At 73.1% G+C, this 19239-nt stretch carries 18 protein-coding genes; 11 read left to right on the top strand and 7 right to left on the bottom strand.

All coding sequences use genetic code 11. The features are described from left to right. Positions 1-127 precede the first annotated feature (127 nt). Positions 128-343, top strand: a complete 216-nt coding sequence (locus tag ACZ4M3_RS14765; protein ID WP_467732512.1) for a hypothetical protein — start codon at positions 128-130, stop codon at positions 341-343. Between the two features lie 89 nt (positions 344-432). Continuing rightward, the gene (locus ACZ4M3_RS14760) at positions 433-1884 is read left to right on the top strand and encodes a hypothetical protein (protein WP_467732510.1); all 1452 of its coding nucleotides are present in this window, start codon (positions 433-435) and stop codon (positions 1882-1884) included. A gap of 68 nt (positions 1885-1952) precedes the next feature. On the opposite strand, the gene erpA is transcribed toward ACZ4M3_RS14760, so the two are convergent. Further along, positions 1953-2309, bottom strand: coding sequence for an iron-sulfur cluster insertion protein ErpA (erpA, locus tag ACZ4M3_RS14755; RefSeq protein ID WP_136217385.1), 357 nt, complete (start codon positions 2307-2309; stop codon positions 1953-1955). Between the two features lie 308 nt (positions 2310-2617). Between erpA and nadA the strand changes: the two genes are divergently transcribed. Beyond that, the gene (nadA, locus tag ACZ4M3_RS14750; RefSeq protein ID WP_467732508.1) at positions 2618-3820 is read left to right on the top strand and encodes a quinolinate synthase NadA; all 1203 of its coding nucleotides are present in this window, start codon (positions 2618-2620) and stop codon (positions 3818-3820) included. 80 nt (positions 3821-3900) lie between these two features. Here nadA and ACZ4M3_RS14745 read toward each other — a convergent pair whose 3' ends face one another. The 3 genes from ACZ4M3_RS14745 to ACZ4M3_RS14735 form a co-directional block, all read right to left on the bottom strand. Next, entirely contained in the window at positions 3901-7026 is a 3126-nt protein-coding gene (locus tag ACZ4M3_RS14745) for an efflux RND transporter permease subunit (RefSeq protein WP_467732506.1), read from the bottom strand. 147 nt (positions 7027-7173) lie between these two features. Then, complete coding sequence (locus tag ACZ4M3_RS14740) at positions 7174-7875, bottom strand: response regulator (protein ID WP_467732504.1); 702 nt, start codon at positions 7873-7875, stop codon at positions 7174-7176. Between the two features lie 121 nt (positions 7876-7996). Further along, positions 7997-8818 carry an adenosylcobinamide-GDP ribazoletransferase gene (locus ACZ4M3_RS14735; RefSeq protein WP_467732502.1) on the bottom strand — a complete coding sequence of 274 codons (822 nt, stop codon included), beginning with the start codon at positions 8816-8818 and terminating at the stop codon, positions 7997-7999. Positions 8819-8905: 87 nt separating this feature from the next. On the opposite strand from ACZ4M3_RS14735, the gene ACZ4M3_RS14730 reads away from it, so the two are divergent. Further along, a complete protein-coding gene (locus ACZ4M3_RS14730; RefSeq protein ID WP_467732500.1) occupies positions 8906-9676 on the top strand; it encodes a hypothetical protein in 771 nt (256 codons plus the stop codon). Positions 9677-9716: 40 nt separating this feature from the next. On the opposite strand, the gene pspAA is transcribed toward ACZ4M3_RS14730, so the two are convergent. Continuing rightward, entirely contained in the window at positions 9717-9995 is a 279-nt protein-coding gene (gene pspAA / locus ACZ4M3_RS14725; protein ID WP_467732498.1) for a PspA-associated protein PspAA, read from the bottom strand. A gap of 13 nt (positions 9996-10008) precedes the next feature. Continuing rightward, positions 10009-10803 (bottom strand): PspA/IM30 family protein, encoded by a 795-nt coding sequence (locus ACZ4M3_RS14720; protein WP_467732497.1) that lies wholly within the window; start codon positions 10801-10803, stop codon positions 10009-10011. Positions 10804-11119: 316 nt separating this feature from the next. On the opposite strand from ACZ4M3_RS14720, the gene ACZ4M3_RS14715 reads away from it, so the two are divergent. Together ACZ4M3_RS14715 and ACZ4M3_RS14710 are read left to right on the top strand one after the other, a co-directional pair. Further along, positions 11120-11719 carry a DUF3043 domain-containing protein gene (locus tag ACZ4M3_RS14715; protein ID WP_467732495.1) on the top strand — a complete coding sequence of 200 codons (600 nt, stop codon included), beginning with the start codon at positions 11120-11122 and terminating at the stop codon, positions 11717-11719. Positions 11720-11799: 80 nt separating this feature from the next. Continuing rightward, a complete protein-coding gene (locus ACZ4M3_RS14710; RefSeq protein ID WP_467733096.1) occupies positions 11800-12543 on the top strand; it encodes a class I SAM-dependent methyltransferase in 744 nt (247 codons plus the stop codon). Between the two features lie 28 nt (positions 12544-12571). Here the strand turns inward: ACZ4M3_RS14710 and ACZ4M3_RS14705 are convergent, their stop codons facing one another. After that, complete coding sequence (locus ACZ4M3_RS14705; RefSeq protein ID WP_467732493.1) at positions 12572-12784, bottom strand: hypothetical protein; 213 nt, start codon at positions 12782-12784, stop codon at positions 12572-12574. A 105-nt stretch (positions 12785-12889) separates the two neighbouring features. Here ACZ4M3_RS14705 and ACZ4M3_RS14700 point away from each other — a divergent pair, with 105 nt between their 5' ends. From ACZ4M3_RS14700 to ACZ4M3_RS14680, 5 genes are all read left to right on the top strand, one after another. Continuing rightward, the gene (locus tag ACZ4M3_RS14700; RefSeq protein WP_467732491.1) at positions 12890-14101 is read left to right on the top strand and encodes a bifunctional adenosylcobinamide kinase/adenosylcobinamide-phosphate guanylyltransferase; all 1212 of its coding nucleotides are present in this window, start codon (positions 12890-12892) and stop codon (positions 14099-14101) included. A gap of 92 nt (positions 14102-14193) precedes the next feature. Further along, positions 14194-15249 (top strand): nicotinate-nucleotide--dimethylbenzimidazole phosphoribosyltransferase, encoded by a 1056-nt coding sequence (gene cobT / locus ACZ4M3_RS14695; RefSeq protein WP_467733094.1) that lies wholly within the window; start codon positions 14194-14196, stop codon positions 15247-15249. Between the two features lie 80 nt (positions 15250-15329). Beyond that, on the top strand, positions 15330-17189 hold the full coding sequence (locus ACZ4M3_RS14690; RefSeq protein ID WP_467732489.1) for a phosphatidylglycerol lysyltransferase domain-containing protein: 1860 nt from the start codon (positions 15330-15332) through the stop codon (positions 17187-17189). Further along, complete coding sequence (locus ACZ4M3_RS14685) at positions 17186-17953, top strand: hypothetical protein (RefSeq protein WP_467732487.1); 768 nt, start codon at positions 17186-17188, stop codon at positions 17951-17953. The genes ACZ4M3_RS14690 and ACZ4M3_RS14685 overlap by 4 nt, the downstream gene beginning before the upstream one ends. 36 nt (positions 17954-17989) lie before the next feature. Further along, entirely contained in the window at positions 17990-19216 is a 1227-nt protein-coding gene (locus tag ACZ4M3_RS14680; RefSeq protein ID WP_467732485.1) for a sensor histidine kinase, read from the top strand. Positions 19217-19239 lie beyond the last annotated feature (23 nt).

Genomic DNA, 19239 nt, shown 5'->3' with positions numbered 1-19239 from the left:
GGATGCTCCTGCGGGGGAGGGCGGGGGGACAGTCAAAACTACCCGGTCGACGGCTCGGGGCCGACCCGTCGAAACTACCCCGTAGTAGGTCTTTCTCCTCGCGTCACCCGCGCTTAACGTGCCCTCCATGACCTACACCGATGGTTTCGGGTACGCCGAGCACACCGCCGTGACGCGGCCGGGCTTCGCGCGGCTGCTGGGCGACTGCGCCCGGATGGCCCCGCACTGGGCGGTCCCGGCGGATCCGCGGCCCGCGCCGGTGGCGCCCTCCCAGATCCACGGCGTCCGCGTCCCGCCCGCTTCGGCGCGGCTGATCGCCGGCACGGCGGAGTACGGCCACTAGGGTCGGGATCCTGTCCGGAGGGAACCGGTTCGCGGTCCGCTCCGTCACACCCGCATCGAGACACGCGGGACAGGCGAAGGAGCGATGCGGTGACCACCGAACGACCCGACACATCACGCCCCACACGACGGCGGCCGGGCTGGGCCGTCGGCTCGGTCGCGGCGGCCGTCCTGCTGGCGGGCGGCGGTACCGCCTACTGGGCGTCCACGGCCTACGGCGACGGCTCGGGCGGCCCCCGTACGGGTGACAGCGCGGCCTCCGCGCCCCGCGTGGCGCCGACCCCGCCGGGCCCGGGCATCGCCCCCGGCGAGCCGGATCCCTCGGGCTCCGGGGTGACCTACCGGGCCGGCGTCAAGCTCCCCGACGCCCCGGCCACCGCCCCGGCCTACGCGGCCACCGGCGAGGTGACCTCCGAGGAGGTGGCCCGGCTCGCGACGGCCCTGGGCATTTCCGGCGCGCCCCGGCTCACCGGCGAGCAGTGGCTGGCCGGTGAGGCCGCCGACGGGTCCGGGCCCCGGCTCACGGTCACCCGGACGGCCCCCGGGACCTGGAACTTCACCCGCTTCCAGGCGGGCGGGGACGGCAACGGCGCGGGCAGCGGCTCGGGCTCGGGCAGCGACAACTGCAAGCGGGGCCAGGACACCTGCGGCCCGGCCACCCTCCCGCAGGGCGCGGGCGACACCGCCCAGCCCGTGTCCGAGCAGGCGGCCAAGTCCGCCGCCGCCCCGGTGCTCGCGGGCGCGGGGCAGGCCGACGCCAAGCTGGACGCCCGCCTCACCCAGGGCGCGGTCCGGGTGGTGACGGCCGACCCGGTGGTGGGCGGGGTACCGACGCAGGGCTGGTCCAGCAAGGTGAGCGTCGGCCCCGACGGCACGGTGGTGGCGGGCAGCGGCGAGCTGAAGGCACCGGTCCGCACCGCCGAGGAGCCGGTGATCGGGGCCGCCGAGGCACTGGCCCGGCTCAACGCCCGCAGCGGCGGGTCGGCCGGGTCCGGCCCCGGCCCCAGCGGCTGCGCGACCTCGGTCCCGCTGGCCCCGGACACCCCGACGGGTGCGACGGACACCCTGCCCTGCAACCCGGAGCCGCGCCCGATGAAGCCGCCGCGGACGGAGACCGTCCGGGGGGCCGTGCTGGGCCTGGCCGCGGGGACGGTCGACGGCGGCGGGCGGGGTCTGGTCCCGGCCTGGCTGTTCGAGGCGGCGGCCGATGGCGCGCCGGCGCACACGGTGGTCGAGCCGGCTTCGGCCCGCGAGACGGCCGCACCGAGCGCGGGGCCGCGTACCGTTCCCGGGTTCTCGTACAAGGAGGCCGACCGGACGCTGACCGTGAACTTCTGGGGCGGGGTGTGCAGCAGCTACGCCCTGGAGGCGCGGGAGGAGGGGACCGACGTCCTGGTGAAGATCACCGACACCCCGGACCAGCCGGGCCGGGCCTGCATCATGCTGGCGAAGGAGATGTCCCGGTCGGTGACGCTCCAGAAGCCGCTGGGCGAGCGCAAGGTGGTCGACGCGACGACGGGCAAGCCGCTCCCCCGCCAGTAGCGCTCACCGGAGTACGCCGAGGGCCCGGACAGCATGCGCTGTCCGGGCCCTCGGCGTAGGCCGCTGGTTTAGCTGAACGAGTCGCCGCAGGCGCAGGAGCCGGTGGCGTTCGGGTTGTCGATCGTGAAGCCCTGCTTCTCGATGGTGTCGACGAAGTCGATGGAGGCACCGTGCAGGTACGGGGAGCTCATGCGGTCGGTGACGACCTTGACCCCGTCGAAGTCCTTGACGACGTCACCGTCGAGGGAGCGCTCGTCGAAGAAGAGCTGGTAGCGCAGGCCCGAGCAGCCGCCGGGCTGGACGGCGACGCGCAGCGCGAGGTCGTCGCGGCCTTCCTGCTCCAGCAGGGTCCTGACCTTCTCGGCGGCGGCGTCGGACAGGAGGATGCCGTCGCTCACGGTGGTCTTTTCGTCCTGTACGGACATCTGCATTCACTCCCGAAGTGGGCGGCTCCCCGCCGGAGGCTGGGGAAACGTCGGACTCTTGCCGTCGGTGGCAACCAGCGCGACCGCGGATTCATTCCGGGTCCCGCACCTTGTTCCAGATATTCATGCTCGCACACCGGGGCGTGGGCGCGGACCTGACGGACGGGGACATGCGGAGCGGGCGAATTCGTCACATCGACACTATTGGCATCGTCAAACTGACGTGAAGCGGCTATGATAGATAGCGTCAAATAGACGAGAAGTCGCTCCGAACGTCTTCAGAAGTCCCTTGTCGCAGAACAGAAAGGGTGCGTGTCGTGACCACCGCCCAGCCTATGGACACCCAGCCACTGGACGTCCAGCCGACGCCGCTCGCCCTGCTGCTGCTCGGCCGCGAAGCCGACCCCAAGAGCGAGCGCGGGGTGGAGTGCCCCGGCGACCTGCCCTCGCCGTCGGACCCGGACCTGGTGGCGCGTGCCCGCGCGGCCAAGGAGAAGCTGGGGGACAAGGTCTTCATCCTCGGCCACCACTACCAGCGCGACGAGGTCATCGAGTTCGCGGACGTGACCGGTGACTCCTTCAAGCTGGCCCGGGACGCGGCCGCCAAGCCGGAGGCCGAGTACATCGTCTTCTGCGGCGTCCACTTCATGGCCGAGTCGGCCGACATCCTGACCACGGACGACCAGAAGGTCGTCCTGCCCGACCTCGCGGCGGGCTGCTCGATGGCCGACATGGCCACCGCCGAGCAGGTCGCGGAGTGCTGGGACGTGCTGACCGAGGCCGGGATAGCCGGCAGCACGGTGCCCGTCTCGTACATGAACTCCTCCGCCGACATCAAGGCCTTCACCGGCAAGCACGGCGGCACGATCTGCACCTCGTCCAATGCCAAGAAGGCGCTGGAGTGGGCCTTCGAGCAGGGCGAGAAGGTGCTGTTCCTGCCGGACCAGCACCTGGGCCGCAACACCGCCGTCCGCGACATGGGCATGTCCCTGGACGACTGCGTGCTCTACAACCCGCACAAGCCGAACGGCGGCCTGACCGCCGAGCAGCTGCGGGACGCCAAGATGATCCTGTGGCGCGGGCACTGCTCGGTGCACGGCCGGTTCTCGGTCGACTCCGTCAACGACGTCCGCGCCCGGATCCCCGGCGTGAACGTGCTCGTGCACCCCGAGTGCAAGCACGAGGTCGTGGCGGCCGCCGACTACGTCGGCTCGACGGAGTACATCATCAAGACGCTGGAGGCGGCCCCGGCCGGCTCCAAGTGGGCCATCGGCACCGAGCTGAACCTGGTCCAGCGCCTGGCGAACCGATTCGCCGCCGAGGACAAGGAAGTCGTCTTCCTCGACAAGACGGTCTGCTTCTGCTCGACCATGAACCGCATCGACCTCCCCCACCTGGTGTGGGCCCTGGAGTCCCTGGCCGAGGGCAACCTCGTCAACCGGATCCAGGTCGACAAGGAGACGGAGAGCTTCGCGAAGCTCGCCCTGGAGCGGATGCTGGCGCTGCCGTAGTCCCCGCTCCCCACCGCATGCCCGAAGGGGCGCCTCCCGGTGATCCGGGAGGCGCCCCTTCGGCGTACGGGGTCCTACGGTCACACCCGCGCCGGGGTCTCCCCCGCGCTCGGGGCCGGGACCACCGTCAGGCGGGCCCGCTTCTTGGCCTGCCGGCGCTCCTTGAAGAGCTCGACCATCGTGTAGAGGGTCGGCACCAGGAGCAGGGTCAGCAGCGTCGAGCTGATCAGGCCGCCGATGACCACCACCGCGAGCGGCTGGGAGATGAAGCCGCCTTCGCCGGTGACGCCGAGCGCCATCGGGAGCAGTGCGAAGATCGTCGCGAGTGCGGTCATCAGGATGGGCCGCAGGCGGTGCCGGCCGCCCTCGACGACGGCCTCGACGACGCCCAGGCCCTGGCTCCGGTACTGGTTGACCAGGTCGATCAGGACGATCGCGTTGGTGACCACGATGCCGATGAGCATCAGCATGCCGATCATCGCCGGGACGCCCATCGGCGTGCCGGTGGCGATCAGCAGGCCGAGCGCGCCGGTCGCCGCGAAGGGGACGGACACCAGCAGGATCAGCGGCTGGACCAGCGAACGGAAGGTCGCGACCAGCAGCATGAAGACGATCGCGACGGCCGCGAGCATCGCCAGGCCCAGGGAGCCGAAGGCGTCGCTCTGGTCCTGGGAGACGCCGCCGATGGAGGCGGTGGCGCCGGCGGGCAGGTCCAGCGCCTTGATGCTGCTCTGGAGCGCGCTGCTGACGGCGCCGGTGTTGTCGCCGGCCGGCCGGGCGGTGATGGTGGCGGCGCGGGCGCCGTCGATCCGGGTCATCGCGACTGGCCCGGGGACCGTCTTCACGTCGGCGATGTCGCCGAGCTCGGCCGTCGGGCCGACCGGCAGCGCCTGGAGTTCGGCCAGGGTGGTGGCCGGCCGCGCGGACTTGATGACGATGTCCCGCTCGGTGTCGTCCAGTACGGCCTTGCCGGCCGGGGTGCCACGGACGGCCTGGGCGACGAGCGCGCCGAGGGCGGCCTGGTCCAGGCCCGCTTCGGCGGTCTTGGGGGTGGCGGTGACCGAGATGCGGGGCACGGACTGGGAGAGGTCGCTCTGCACGTCGGTGACGTCCTTGAGCTTGGCCACCTCGGCCCGGACCTGCTCGGCGGCCTGGGCGAGCACGCCCGCGTCACCGGCCTTGACGACCACGCTCAGGTTGGAGCTGCCGAAGCCGCCGCCCGCGAGGATCCGGGTCTCGCCGACGCCGTCGAGCCTGGCCAGTTCGCCCTCGATGCGCCGCTTGACGGAGTCGGCGTCGCCGGCGTTCTTCAAGGTGACCTGGTAGGAGGCCTGGTTGGTGCCCGTACCGCCGCCGAAGGCCGCCATGAAGCCGGAGGAGCCGACGGTGACCTGGTAGTCCTTGACCCCGTCGACGGAGGCGAGGACCCGCTCGACCTTGTGGCTCGCCTCGTCGGCGGCGCCCAGCGAGGTGCCCGGGGCCAGCGTCTGCTTGACCGTCAGGGTGTTCTGCTCGCCCTGGTCGAAGAAGTTCGTCTTGAGCAGCGGCGTCATGGCGAAGGTGGCGACGAGGACCGCCGCCGCGATGGCGACACTGGTCAGCCGGCGGCGGGTGGCGAAGCCCAGGACGCGGACGTAGAGCCGCTGGAGGCGGCTGCGCGCCTCCTTCTCCTCCGCGTCGTGCCGGGCCTTGGCCGCGTCCTTGGCGGCCTCCTCCGCCACGCCCTTGGGGGCGCGCAGGAACCAGTACGACAGGACGGGTACGACGGTCAGCGAGACCAGCAGCGACGCCAGCAGGGCGGCCGTGACGGTCAGCGAGAAGGAGCTGAACAGCTGCCCGATCATGCCGCCGACGAGGCCGATGGGCAGGAAGACGGCGACGGTGGTGAGGGTGGAGGAGGTGACCGCCCCGGCCACTTCCCTGACCGCGGTGATGATCGCGGCCTCGCGCTCCTCCCCGTAGCCGAGGTGGCGCTTGATGTTCTCCAGGACCACGATCGAGTCGTCGACGACCCGCCCGATGGCGATGGTGAGCGCGCCGAGCGTCAGCATGTTCAGCGACAGGTCCCGGGTCCACAGGACGATCAGCGCGAGGACGACGGACAGCGGGATGGAGACCGCGGTGACCAGCGTCGAGCGCAGCGAGCCGAGGAAGACCAGGATCACCAGCACCGCGAAGACCAGGCCGAGGGCGCCCTCGGTGGTCAGGCCCGAGATGGACTTGGCGACGGCCGGCCCCTGGTCCATGATCACGGCCAGGCCGGCCCCGGAGCCGATGGTGGAGCGCAGCTCGGGCAGCTTGTCCTTGACCGCGTCGGAGATCGCGACGGCGCTGCCGTCCTTGTCCATGGTCAGGGTGACGGACAGGCTGGGCTTGCCGTTGGTACGGGTCAGGGAGGCGGCCTTGGCGGCCTCCTGCCGCACCGTGGCGACGTCGGCGAGGCGTACGGCCGGCTTGCCGGGCCCGGCGCTCAGCCGCAGCTCCTCCAGCTGGGCGAGGGAGGTGTAGCCGGCGCCGACCCGGACGGTGCGGTTCTTGCCCTCCTCGTCGAAGGAGCCGGCCGGGACGGTAGCGCCGCCCGCCTGGAGGCCCTTGGCGAGGGAGGCGCCGTCGAGACCGGCCGCCGCCAGCTTCGCGGGGTCGGGGGTGACGGTCACCTGGAGCTTCTGGACGCCGTCGACCGTGACCCGGCCGACGCCGGGGATGTCGGACAGGACGGGGACGACGGAGCTCTCCAGCTGGTCGGCGAGGGCCTGCTGGTCCTTGCCGGAGGTGGCGGCGAGGACCACGGTCGGCATGTCGTCGGTGGAGCCGGCCACCACCTGCGGGTCGACGTCGGCGGGCATCCGGACGCGGGCCCGGTTGACGGCCTGCTGGACGTCGGCGACGAGTTGCTTGGTGCCGCTGTCGCCGTAGTCGAACTGCGCCGTGATCAGGGCGTTGCCCTCGCTGGCGGTCGAGGTGATGCCGGTGATGCCGTCAACACCCTTGAGGGTGGCCTCGATCGGCTCGATGACCTGCTTCTCCACCACGTCGGGCGAGGCACCCTCGTACGGCGCGAGCACGGACACCATCGGCAGTTCGATGGAGGGCAGCAGCTGCTGCTTGAGCTGTGGGATGGCTATGGCGCCGAAGAAGAGCGCGACGATCGACACGAGGCCGATCAGCGCTCTCTGGGCCAGGCTGAAGCGGGACAGCCACGACATGGTTCGGGATCTCTCTGCAGGTTCAGACACGAGGGGCGCCTCAGCCTCGTCCATGCCGCGGTGCCGCGCGTCGCTCCCAGGTGCCGTCCTCGCGTCCCGCGTACCGCGCCCGCAGTACGCCGCCCTACTGCGCGGCCCGCGCCCCGCTCAGTCCGCGCGGGGCCGGACCAGGCCCGATTCGTAGGCGATGACGACCAGTTGGGCCCGGTCGCGGGCGCCCAGCTTGGCCATGGCCCGGTTGACGTGCGTCTTGACGGTGAGCGGGCTGACTTCCAGGCGGGCGGCGATGCCGTCGTTGGAGAGGCCCGCCGCGACGAGTACGAGCACCTCGCGCTCGCGGCCGGTCAGCGCGGCGAGCCGCTCGGCGTGCGCGGAGCCGGGGACGGGGGCGTCGGCCGGGGCGCCCTGGGCGAGGAAGGTGGCGATCAGCCCCTTGGTGGCGGCCGGGGAGAGCAGCGCCTCGCCGGCGGCGGCGACCCGGATGGCGGTGAGCAGCTCCTCGGGCTCGGCGCCCTTGCCGAGGAAGCCGGAGGCGCCCGCCCGCAGGGCCTGGACCACGTACTCGTCGACCTCGAAGGTGGTCAGCATGACGACGCGGACCGCGGCGAGTGCCGGGTCGGCGGTGATCATGCGGGTGCCGGCGAGGCCGTCGGTGCCCGGCATCCGGATGTCCATGAGGACGACGTCGGCCCGGTGTTCCCGGGCCAGGGCGTAGGCCTGGGCGCCGTCGGAGGCCTCGCCCACGACGTGCAGGTCGGGCTCGGAGTCGACCAGCACCTTGAACGCGCTGCGCAGCAGCGCCTGGTCGTCGGCGAGCAGCACCCTGATGGGCGTCGGCGTCTCTTCCACGCCCCGAGCGTACGGCGCCGGCCCCGCCGGCCCGCGCCCGGGCCGTCCGGCGGCGCCCGGGCCCGCGGTGTCAGCCGGCGGTCGCGTACCGCGGGCGCCCGGCGGGGCGGTAGACCTGGGCCTATCCCAGGGCGAGGGTCAGCAGCGTCACGGTGGCCGCGGTCTCGCAGAGGGCTCCGAAGACGTCCCCGGTGACCCCGTCGAAGCGGCGCACGCAGCGGCGCAGCAGGAGTTCGGCGGCGCCCAGGGCGAGGAGTACCGCGGCGGCGTGCCGGGCGGCCGCGGGCAGGCCCAGCGGGAGCGCCGCGGCCGCGACCGCCGCCGTGGCGAGGACGGCGACGGCGGCGGCCGAGCGGCGCGGGAGCACGCCCGCGACGGCCGCGCCGAGGCCCCCGGGCCGGGCGGCGGGGACTCCGTCGCGCGCGGCCAGGGTCATCGCGAGCCGGGCGGCGACGGCGGCGGTCACGGCGGCGAGGGCCCCCCGGCCCCAGCCGTCCGCGTAGGCGTCGGCCAGGGCGGCCACCTGGATCAGCAGTACGAAGAGCAGGGAGATCACGCCGAAGGGGCCGATGTCGGACTGCTTCATGATCCGCAGCGCGTCCTCGGCCGGCTTCGCGCTGCCCAGCCCGTCGGCGGTGTCGGCCAGCCCGTCGAGGTGCAGCCCCCGGGTCAGCGCGGCCGGGACGGCGACGGTGACGGCCGCGGCCAGCAGCGGGCCGCCGCCGAGGAGCAGCAGGAGCGCTCCTGCCGCCGCCGCGAGCGCGCCCACGACGAGGCCGGCGACCGGGGCACACGCCATCCCGGTGCGGGCGGCCGGCCGGTCCCAGCGGGTGATGCGGGCGGGCAGCACGGTGAGCGTGCCGAACGCGAAGCGGAGCCCGTCGGTGAACGGGGCACGCTCCGCGGGCGGGGCGGTCGGCGGATCTTCGTACGAATCTGTCATCGGCGCGAACGCTACCCGCTCACGGAGGCCGGTAAATTGCCCAATACCTGCTAAACCGGGAGGTGCCAGCGGAAGGAGCCGGCGGGTATGGGTCACTGGTGGTATCGGAACATTATCGAACCGGGCAAGCTGCCGCTGCTGCTCGCCCTGCTGTCGTTCGTGCTGTCGTTCCTGGTCACCCGTGTGATCACCCGGCTGATCCGGGCCGGCAAGGGCCCGTTCCGCAACGTTTCCCCGGGCGGCCTGCACATCCACCACGTGGTGCCCGGGGTGGTCCTGGTGATCATCGGCGGGTTCGGCTCGATCGCCAGCGGCCGGGGCGGTTTCGGTGCGCTGGCCTCGGCCGTGCTCTTCGGACTGGGCGCGGGCCTGGTCCTGGACGAGTTCGCGCTGATCCTGCACCTCGACGACGTCTACTGGAGCGAGCAGGGCCGCAAGAGCGTCGAGATCGTGGTCCTGACGGCCGCGCTGGTGGCGCTGGTACTGGGCGGGTTCCTGCCCTTCGGGGTCAACGACCTCAGCCCCGGGGAGCGGCAGAGCCGGGGCCTGGTCGTCCTGAACATGGCCGGGAACTTCTTCCTGGCGCTGGTCGCCCTCTGGAAGGGCAAGCCGCGCACCGCGCTGTTCGGGACGGTCGTGCCCTTCGTGGCGCTGATCGGCGCGATCCGGCTGGCCCGGCCCGGTTCTCCGTATGCGAAGCGGTTCTACGCGAACCGCCCGCGGGCCCGCGCCAGGGCCGGGCTGCGGGCCTTCCACCACGACCGGCGCTGGGCCGCGCCGCGCCGCAAGTTCGAGGAGTTCATCGGCGGCACCCCGGACCCGCAGCGGATCTCCATGCGCAAGGGTCCGCCGCACTGAGCGGCGGACCCTGCCGGTTGCGCGAGGGTCAGCGCAAGGGTCAGCTGGGGATCAGGCCGTCGTCGCTGAGCATCTCCCGGACCTCGTCCAGCGTCGCGTCCGGGGCGGGCAGGATGAGTTCCGACGGCTCCAGCGCATCGTCCGGCAGCGGCTCGCCGAGCCGCCGGACGGCATCGAGCAGGGCGCCGAGCGTGCTGCGGAACCCCTGCTCGTCCCCGGACTCCATCTCCGCGAGGAGTTCGTCGTCCAGCGCGTTGAGCTCGGCGAAGTGGCTGTCGGCCAGCTTCACCTGGCCTTCCCCCATGATGCGGACAATCATGACGGGCCCCGTCCTACTGCTTGTCGAACCGGTGCTGGGTCTGCGACGGCCGGCCGGTTCCCGGCGCGCCGCCCTCGATGGCCTGCTGCTGGGCGGACGGGCCGCCCGCCAGCTCGGCCTTCATCCGCTGGAGTTCCAGTTCCACGTCGGTGCCGCCGGAGAGACGGTCGAGCTCGGCCTGGATGTCGTCCTTGGAGCCGAGACCGCTCTGGTCGTCCAGCGCGCCGGAGGCCAGCAGCTCGTCGATCGCGCCCGCCCTCGCCTGGAGCTGGGCGGTCTTGTCCTCGGCGCGCTGGATGGCGAGGCCGACGTCGCTCATCTCCTCAGAGATGCCGGAGAAGGACTCGGCGATCCGGGTCTGCGCCTGGGCCGCGGTGTAGGTGGCCTTGATGGTCTCCTTCTTCGTCCGGAAGGCGTCCACCTTGGCCTGCAGGCGCTGGGCGGCCAGCGTCAGCTTCTCCTCCTCGCCCTGGAGGGTCTGGTGCTGCACTTCCAGGTCGCTGACCTGCTGCTGGAGGGAGGCGCGCCGGGACAGGGCCTCGCGGGCCAGGTCCTCGCGGCCGAGGGCGAGCGCCTTGCGGCCCTGGTCCTCCAGCTTGGCGGACTGGCCCTGGAGCTGGTTCAGCTGCAGTTCCAGCCGCTTGCGGGAGGTCGCCACGTCGGCGACTCCCCGACGCACCTTCTGCAGCAGTTCCAGCTGCTTCTGGTACGAGTAGTCGAGGGTTTCGCGCGGGTCCTCAGCCCGGTCAAGGGCCTTGTTCGCCTTCGCGCGGAAGATCATCCCCATACGCTTCATGACACCGCTCATGGGCTTCGCGCGCCCCCTTCTAGACGGACTTCGCTCCAGGTCACAGCCATGGCGGTGCCCGGTCACCCGAGACGGCCGCCAGCAGGACCCACAGTACGGGCCCTGCCTCTATTACCGCACTGTTCCGACGCGGATGCGCTCCTCCTCCAGGACGACTGTCTCCCCCGCCGTATCGGGCGCAAGGAGTAGGTGGTCCCAGGAGAAGCGGGAGGCGCACCCGCGGTAAGAAACCCTGCACACAGAAGACGCCCGCCGTTGCCGGATCGTTCCCCGCCGAGGTGGGGCGGCGGCGCACGAGCACGTAGGCTTGGGTTTTGTGTTTGGTAGCCGTTCCTCCAAGGAAGAAAAGGACGCCGCCACCGAAAAGGTGAGCGCCGGCCTTTCGCAGCCCCGTAACCCCCAGGCCCCGAAGGGCCGCCCGACGCCGAAGCGTGCTGTGGCCCAGTCGCAGCGCAAGGCAGTGGTGGCCTCGACCGGCAACCGCAAGGAGGATGCCAAGCGCGCCCGTGAGCGCCGCCGGGTAGAGCTGGCCAAGCAGCGCGAGGCGCTCGCCAACGGCGACGAACGCTACCTGCCCGCCCGTGACAAGGGCCCGGTCCGCAAGTTCGTCCGCGACTACGTGGACTCCCGCTACTCGGTCGCCGAGATGTTCCTGCCGCTCGCGGTGATCATCCTGGTGCTGAGCATGGTCCGGATCCCCTCGATCCAGAACATCGCGCTGCTGCTGTGGCTCGGCGTGATCGTCCTGATCATCCTCGACTCCATCGGCCTGTTCATCCGCCTGCGCAAGGCCGTGAACACGCGCTTCCCGAACGAGCCGAAGCGCGGCGCCGTCGCCTACGGCCTGATGCGCACCCTCCAGATGCGCCGCCTGCGCCTTCCGAAGCCGCAGGTCAAGCGCGGGGAACGGCCCTGAGCCGAGCGACGCCCCGCTCCGGGGCGTCAGGGGAGGGGAAGCAGGGATTCGCCGGGGGCGCCCGGCTGTGGCTGGAGGGACTGGGCGGGCTGCGCAACGCCGTCCGCCAGGAACTCGTGGGCCGTCAGGTCGACGAGCAGATCGTGCACCGCTTCCCGGTCGGGCAGCGGCTGCGCGTGCTCGACGTGGGCATGGGGCAGGGCACCCAGGCGCTGCGCCTGGCCCGGGCCGGGCACATGGTCACCGGCCTGGAGCAGGACCCCGACATGCTGGCGGTCGCGCACGCCGCGCTGGCCGCCGAGCCGCCCGGGATCCAGGACCGGGTCCGGCTGCTGGAGGGCGACGGCCGCGAGACCGGAGCTCATTTCGGTCCCGGCAGCTTCGATGTGGTGCTGTGCCACGGCGTGCTGATGTACGTGCCCGAACCGGACGCGATGGTCGCCGGGCTGGCCCGCATGCTGGCCCCCGGCGGACTGCTGTCCCTGCTGGTGCGCAACGGCGACGCCCTCGCCATGCGGCCCGGGCTGGAGGGGGACTGGTCGGCCGCGCTGGCCGCCTTCGACACCGTCGACTACACGAACCGGCTCGGCCTGGAGGTACGGGCCGACCGGCTGGCCGATCTGACCGCGACCCTGTCCGGGATCGGCGCCCCGCTCCACACCTGGTACGGCGTCCGCGTCTTCACGGACGGCACCGAGGCCGGCGAGAGCCTGCCGCAGGACGCGGAACTGGAGCGGCTGCTGGCCGCCGAGGAACGGGCCGGACGCACCGACCCCTACCGCGGGGTGGCGGCGCTGCTGCACCTGTGCGGTGTACGGGGCTGACCCCGTACACCGCCGCCGCGTCAGGCGCTCACGCGTCCAGCGCCTCGCGCAGGCTCATCGTGTACAGCTCCGTGCCGCCGTCGTCGGCCAGCTTGACCCGCTCGACGCCGCCCTCCAGCAGGTCCTTCCAGTACTCCCCGATCCAGGACTCCGCGTCCCCCTGCGTGGTGAACTCCTCAGGCTCCACCGACGGGTTGGTCTCGCCGCCGTCGGCCGCCTCGAACCGCCACGTCCACGCCATGTCCGCCTCCGTTGCTCGTCCGCCGCTCGCGCGCGTACTCCCCTTGAGTCTGCCCGCAGAGTAGCCGGGCGCGCAGCAGTCCCGGCGACGCGGGAGGATCATCCCGTGGAACTCACTCTCCTCGGTACCGGTACCCCCGAAGGACTGCCCCGCCCCGGCTGTCCCTGCGCCGCCTGCGCCCTGGCCGTCGGCCCGGCGGCCCGCGCCGCGACCGCCGTCCTGGTGGACGGCGCGCTGCTGCTGGACCTGACCCCGGGGGCGGTGCTGGCCGGCGCCCGTGCGGGGCATTCGCTGTCGGGGGTGCGGCAGGTGCTGCTCACCCACCCGCACGACGGCCCGGCGGTGGAGCTGCCGCCCGGGCTGCCCGCCGCCGGCCGGGTGCCGGACGGCCGGGAGCTGGCCGTGATCAGCGGCCACCGGGTGCGGGCCGTGCCGATGGACGCCCCGGGCACGGGGTACGAGGTCACCGCGCCGGACGGCGGCCGGCTGCTGTACCTGCCGCCGGGCGGGGCCCCGGCGGGCCTGGCCCACGCCACGAGCGGGCAGCTCCCGTACGACGTGGTCCTCGCGGACGTGCTCGGCCGTCCGGAGGCGCTGGCGCGGCTGCGGGCGAGCGGGGCGGTCGGCCCGGCCACCGATGTGATCGCCGTGCACCTGGACCACGACGCCCCGCCGGGCCGGGAGCTGGAGCGCCGGTGCGCGGCCGTCGGGGCGCGGACGGTGGCGGACGGCACCACGGTGGTGGCCGGGGAGTACCGCGCGCTGCCGCAGGTGCCGCGGCGGACGCTGGTGCTGGGCGGGGCCCGCTCGGGGAAGTCGTACGAGGCCGAGCGGCGGCTGGCGCCGTTCCCCGAGGTGGTCTACGTCGCCACGGGCGGCTCCCGGGACGGGGACGCGGAGTGGGCGCAGCGCGTGGGCCTGCACCGGGAGCGGCGTCCGGCGAGCTGGCGGACGGTGGAGACGTGCGAGCTGGCGCCGCTGCTGGCGGACGGGGACGGGCCGCCGCTACTGGTTGACTGTCTGGCGCTGTGGCTGACGGACGCGATGGACCGGGCGGGCGCGTGGGACGACTCGGTGTGGGCGGCGGGCGGCCTGACCGAGCTGCGCAAGCGGACCGGCGCGCTGGTGGAGGCCGTGCGCACGACGGGGCGGACGGTGGTGTTCGTCAGCAACGAGGTGGGTGCGGGCGTGGTTCCCGCGACCGCCTCGGGGCGGCGCTTCCGCGACGAGCTGGGCCGGCTGAACAACGCGGTGGCGGCCGAGTGCGAGCACGTACTGCTGGTCGTGGCCGGCCAGGCGCTGATCTTGAAGCCCTGACCCCGGCGGGGCCCGCGGGAGGCCGGCGACGGCTTGCCGGACCGGGCCTGAGGGAGGGCCTCACCGCCTGTACGCTCTGGCAGATGACCACGCTGAATCTCGACGAGTTCTCCGATCTGATCGAACGCCCCGACGGGGGCGTCCGTCGTGATGCCGAGGATCGCCGCGAACGGCTGGCCGTGCCGCCCGGCGCGCTGGGCCGGCTCGACGAGCTCGGCGAGTGGCTGGCCGCCGCCCAGGGGCGGGTACCGGTCCGGGCGATCGAGCGGCCGCGCGTCGTGCTGTTCGCCGCCGACCACGGGATCGCCGCCGCCGGCGTCTCCGGCCGGGCCGCGGGCTCCGCCCACGAACTGGTGCGCGCGGTGCTCGACGGGACCAGCCCGGTCGCCGTCCTGGCCGGCCGGTTCGGCGCCGGTGTCCGCGTCGTCGACGCGGGACTGGACTGCGACCCCGGGCTGCTTCCGGCGGACGTCACCCGCCACCGGGTCCGGCGCGGCAGCGGCCGCATCGACGTGGAGGACGCCCTGACGCCCGAGGAGGCCGAGGCCGCGCTCCGGCTCGGGATGCGCGTCGCCGACGAGGAGGCCGACGCGGGCACCGACCTCGTCGTGCTCGGCGACCTCAGCGTGGGCGGCACCACGGTGGCCGCGACGCTGATCGCGGCCCTGTGCGGCACGGACGCCTCCGTGGTGACGGGCCGCGGCGGGGCCCCCATCGACGACCTGGCCTGGATGCGCAAGTGCGCGGCGATCCGCGACGCGCTGCGCCGGGCCCGGCCCGTGCTGGGCGACCAGGTGGCCCTGCTGGCCAAGGTCGGCGGTGCGGACGTCGCCGCCGTCACCGGGTTCCTGCTCCAGTGCGCGGTACGCCGTACGCCGGTCATCCTCGACGGCATCGTGTCGGCGGCCTGCGGCCTGGTGGCCCAGCGGGCCGCGTTCCGGGCGCCGGACTGGTGGCTGGCCGGCCAGGCCAGCGGGGAGCCGGGCCAGGCCAAAGCCCTGGACCGGATGGCGCTCAACCCCGTGCTCGACCACGGCGTCACAGTGGGGGAAGGAACCGGGGCCCTGCTGGCCCTCCCCCTCGTCCAAGCGGCCGCCGCACTCGCGGCGGACCTGCCCGAGCGGGCGGCGGAGGAACCGAAGGACTGAGTCGACGGGCGCCACGGGCCTGAGCAGTCCGGGGTGCTCGAACCGCCCGTGGACGGTGACGCCCCATAACATCGCATTCCATGGGAGAGGTCCGCTTGACCAGCGTAGAAACCACGACGGCAGCCAACGGCAGGAAAGAACCCGGCGGTGAGGGCGCCGACAAGGCGGCCGGCCGCAGGGGGACCGGACGATCGCGGCGCGGGGCCGCGTTCGCGGTCTGGTACCTGCGTGCCGTCACCTTCGTGAACTTCCTCAGCGCGGTGTGGCTTTCGCTCGGGCAGGACCTGCGCCGGCACAACACCGCCGACTTCTACACCCCGTACCTGCTCACGGCCGGCTTCGCGTCCGGGCTGTTCTCGCTGATCCTCGCGGTCACCATGGGCCGCCGCAAGCGGGCCGCCTGGATCCTGAACCTGGTGATCAGCGGGATGCTGCTGTTCGCCTTCGCCACCGCCGCCTTCGCCCCCTGCACGGGCGGGGAGTTCAACTTCTGCTACCCCGAGTTCCGCGACCACGCCCAGAACTGGGTGTCGCTGATCCTGACCGCCGCGTTCGTCGGCGCCCTGGTGCTGGGCCGGCACGAGTTCTACGCCAAGGGCGACCGGTCCAACCCCAAGCTCGCCACCGCCGTCGGCGCCGTCGGCCTGCTGCTGACCTCGCTCGTCGCCGCCCTGCTGGTCGGCGCCACCAACACCGACCCCGACCGGGCCCAGGCGACGTTCCTGGCCCGCTGGCGGTACGGCGTGATGCGGCTGGTCACCCTGGAGCCCAACGACCGGGCCTATGACGGGATCGCCACCCCCAGCTGGGTGGACGTCTCGATCAACGTCATGTCGATGATGCTGCTGCTCGCCGTGCTGTTCGCGGCGTTCCGCGCGCGCCGCGCCGTCGACCCGCTGACCCCCGAGGACGAGGAGCGGCTGCGGGCGCTGCTCGCCAAGCAGGGCGACCGCGACTCGCTGGGCTACTTCGCGCTGCGCCGGGAGAAGTCCGTCATCTGGTCCCCCACCGGCAAGGCCGCCGTCACGTACCGCGTCGTCGGCGGTGTCTCGCTGGCCTCCGGCGACCCGATCGGCGACCCGGAGGCCTGGCCGGGCGCCATCGAGCCCTGGCTGGCCGAGGCCCGCGAGCACGGCTGGATCCCGGCCGTGATGGGCGCCAGCGAGGAGGCCGGGCAGATCTACGCGCGGCACGGCCTGGACGCGCTGGAACTCGGTGACGAGGCCATCGTCGAGACGGACGAGTTCACCCTGGAGGGCCGCGCCATGCGGACCGTCCGGCAGGCCTTCAACCGCGTCAAGCGCGCCGGGTACACCGTCCGCATCCGGCGGCACGCCGACGTCCCGGCGGACGAGATGGACAACCTCCTCAAGCGGGCCGACGACTGGCGCGACGGTGCCACCGAGCGCGGCTTCTCGATGGCGCTGGGCCGGCTGGGCGATCCGGACGACGGCCAGTGCGTGATGCTGGAGTGCTTCGACGGGCAGGGCGAGCTGCGCGCCGTGCTGTCCTTCGTGCCGTGGGGTCCCAAGGGCCTGTCGCTCGACCTGATGCGCCGGGACCGGGACTCCGAGAACGGTCTGATGGAGTTCATGGTCATCGAACTGCTGAAGCGCTCGAAGGAGATCGGCGTCACACAGGTCTCACTGAACTTCGCGATGTTCCGTTCCGTCTTCGAACGGGGGTCTAAGCTCGGCGCGGGTCCGGTGCTGCGCATGTGGCGCTCGCTGCTGAGCTTCTTCTCCCGTTGGTGGCAGATCGAGTCCCTCTACCGGGCCAACGCCAAATACCGGCCGATCTGGGAACCGCGGTTCATGCTCTTCGAGAAGAGTTCCGACCTGCTGCGGATCGGTATCGCGGCGGGCCGGGCCGAGGGCTTCCTGGAGGCACCCGGCCTGCCGAAGTGGCTGCACCGCAGACATCTGGAGACGCGTCGTTGACAGCGTGGTCGAACCCCTCACCGCGGCGGTTCGCCCGCCGCGAGTGGGGGCCCCTGTTCTGGACGATCCGGGACGCGCTCGTCCACGAGAAGTGGCGTGCGATCCCGATGACCCTCGGCGCGGTCGCCCTGACCTCGCTGTTCCAGATCGTCCAGAACACCCACTGGGGTTTCCAGCCGGTGCAGGACCTCGGCTCCGTCAAGGCCGCCGACCCGCTCTGGCTGGCGCTCCTGCGGACCCCGCTCTCGCTGTTCGTACCGGCACTCGACCTGCCGGTGTGGGGGGCGCTCGGCCAGATCCTGCTGGTCTTCGGCATCTCCGAGATCTGCATCGGCTGGTGGCGCACCCTGGTGATCGGCTACGTGGCCACGCTCGCCGGGACCACGTACGCCCGGATCGGGCTCTCGCTGGGCCCTGACCACCCCTTCGGCCTGCCGGTGTCCGACCGCGTCGTCAACGACACCGGGCCGTCGGCGGCGGTGGTGGGGCTCGCCATCTTCGTGTGCTGGCGCTACCGGGCGTACCTGACGGGGGCCCTGGTGATCGCCGTCATGATCGGCGAGGTGCTGATCAAGGACAACCTGGCGGGCAAGGAGCACCTGGCCGCCATCGCCGCCGTCATGGCGGTGTGCGTGGTCCGCGCGAAGTGGGGGCCGGAGCGCTCCCGGATACCGCTGGGCCGCCGGCCGCCGCCCACGCCCCCTTCGCCCACACCTCCTCCGCCCACGCCCACGCCCCCTCCGCCGCCCGCGCGCAGCGACTGACCGGGACCGCGGGAGGAGGCCGTACCGTAGCTTCCCGTGACGACAGACCCCACCCGGCAGGAGCCCTTCTGCGCGGTCCGGCAATGGCTGCGGCTCCATCCGCTGGCCACCGACGGCGTACTCGCGCTCGGGGCGCTCGTCGCCATGGTGGTCGGCTCCTTCGCCACTCCGCACGGGCCGCACGGGCCGGCCTTCGGCACCCGCGCCCCCGAGCCCTTCTCGCTGCTGCTGATGCTGCTGGGCGCCGCGGCCCTGGTGTTCCGGCGCCGCCGGCCGCGCGCGGTGCTCGCCGTGACCATCGCCCTGTCGCTGCTGGAGCTGGCGACCGGGGAACCCCGGACGCCCGTCGTGATGAGCGCGGTGATCGCGCTGTACACCCTGGCGGCCCGCACCGACCGGCCCACCACCTGGAAGGTCGGCCTGCTCACCATGGCGGGGCTGACGGGCGTGGCCATGCTGGCCGGGCCGCTGCCCTGGTACTCGCAGGAGAACATCGGCGTCTTCGCCTGGACCGGCATGGCGGCGGCCGCCGGGGACGCGGTGCGCAGCCGCCGGGCGTTCATCGACGCCATCCGGGAGCGGGCCGAGCGCGCCGAACGCACCCGGGAGGAGGAGGCCCGGCGCCGGGTCGCCGAGGAGCGGCTGCGCATCGCGCGGGACCTGCACGACGTGGTGGCGCACCACATCGCCCTGGTCAACGTGCAGGCGGGGGTGGCGGCGCACGTGATGGACAAGCGTCCCGACCAGGCCAAGGAGGCGCTGGCCCACGTACGGGACGCCAGCCGGTCCGCGCTGAACGAGCTGCGCGCCACGGTCGGGCTGCTGCGCCAGTCCGGTGATCCGGAGGCGCCGACGGAGCCCGCGCCGGGGCTGGGGGTGCTGGCGGAGCTGACGGAGACCTTCCGCAACGCCGGGCTGCCGGTGAAGGTGATGGTCGAGCTGGGCCGGGAGGCGGATCCGCTCCCGGCGGCCGTGGACCTGGCCGCGTACCGGGTGATCCAGGAGGCCCTGACCAACGTCCGCAAGCACGCCGGCCCGGGGGCTACGGCCGAGGTCAGCGTGGTCCGGGTGGGGGCGTCGGTGGAGGTGACGGTGCTGGACGACGGGGGCACCTCGGCGGACTCCGCTCCCCGCCCGGCCGACCCGGGCGGCGGCCACGGCCTGCTGGGGATGCGCGAGCGGGCCGGGGCGCTGGGCGGATCCTGCTTTGCCGGGCCGCGCTACGGCGGCGGCTACCGGGTCCACGCGGTCCTGCCGGCGTAGTCCCGGCCGCCCGCGGGCGGCCG

The sequence above is a fragment of the Streptomyces sp. NPDC026522 genome (assembly GCF_055567555.1).
This window is presented reverse-complemented; position numbering and strand designations above follow the sequence as displayed.

What these genes read in the sequence shown, in the direction of transcription:
- ACZ4M3_RS14720 (WP_467732497.1), bottom strand. Translation starts at nt 10,803, where the DNA reads ATGAGCGGTGTCATGAAGCGTATGGGGATGATCTTCCGCGCGAAGGCG.
- ACZ4M3_RS14735 (WP_467732502.1), bottom strand. Translation starts at nt 8,818, where the DNA reads ATGACAGATTCGTACGAAGATCCGCCGACCGCCCCGCCCGCGGAGCGT.
- pspAA (WP_467732498.1), bottom strand. Translation starts at nt 9,995, where the DNA reads ATGATTGTCCGCATCATGGGGGAAGGCCAGGTGAAGCTGGCCGACAGC.
- ACZ4M3_RS14730 (WP_467732500.1), top strand. Translation starts at nt 8,906, where the DNA reads ATGGGTCACTGGTGGTATCGGAACATTATCGAACCGGGCAAGCTGCCG.
- ACZ4M3_RS14765 (WP_467732512.1), top strand. Translation starts at nt 128, where the DNA reads ATGACCTACACCGATGGTTTCGGGTACGCCGAGCACACCGCCGTGACG.
- erpA (WP_136217385.1), bottom strand. Translation starts at nt 2,309, where the DNA reads ATGTCCGTACAGGACGAAAAGACCACCGTGAGCGACGGCATCCTCCTG.
- ACZ4M3_RS14705 (WP_467732493.1), bottom strand. Translation starts at nt 12,784, where the DNA reads ATGGCGTGGACGTGGCGGTTCGAGGCGGCCGACGGCGGCGAGACCAAC.
- ACZ4M3_RS14745 (WP_467732506.1), bottom strand. Translation starts at nt 7,026, where the DNA reads ATGTCGTGGCTGTCCCGCTTCAGCCTGGCCCAGAGAGCGCTGATCGGC.
- ACZ4M3_RS14690 (WP_467732489.1), top strand. Translation starts at nt 15,330, where the DNA reads ATGGGAGAGGTCCGCTTGACCAGCGTAGAAACCACGACGGCAGCCAAC.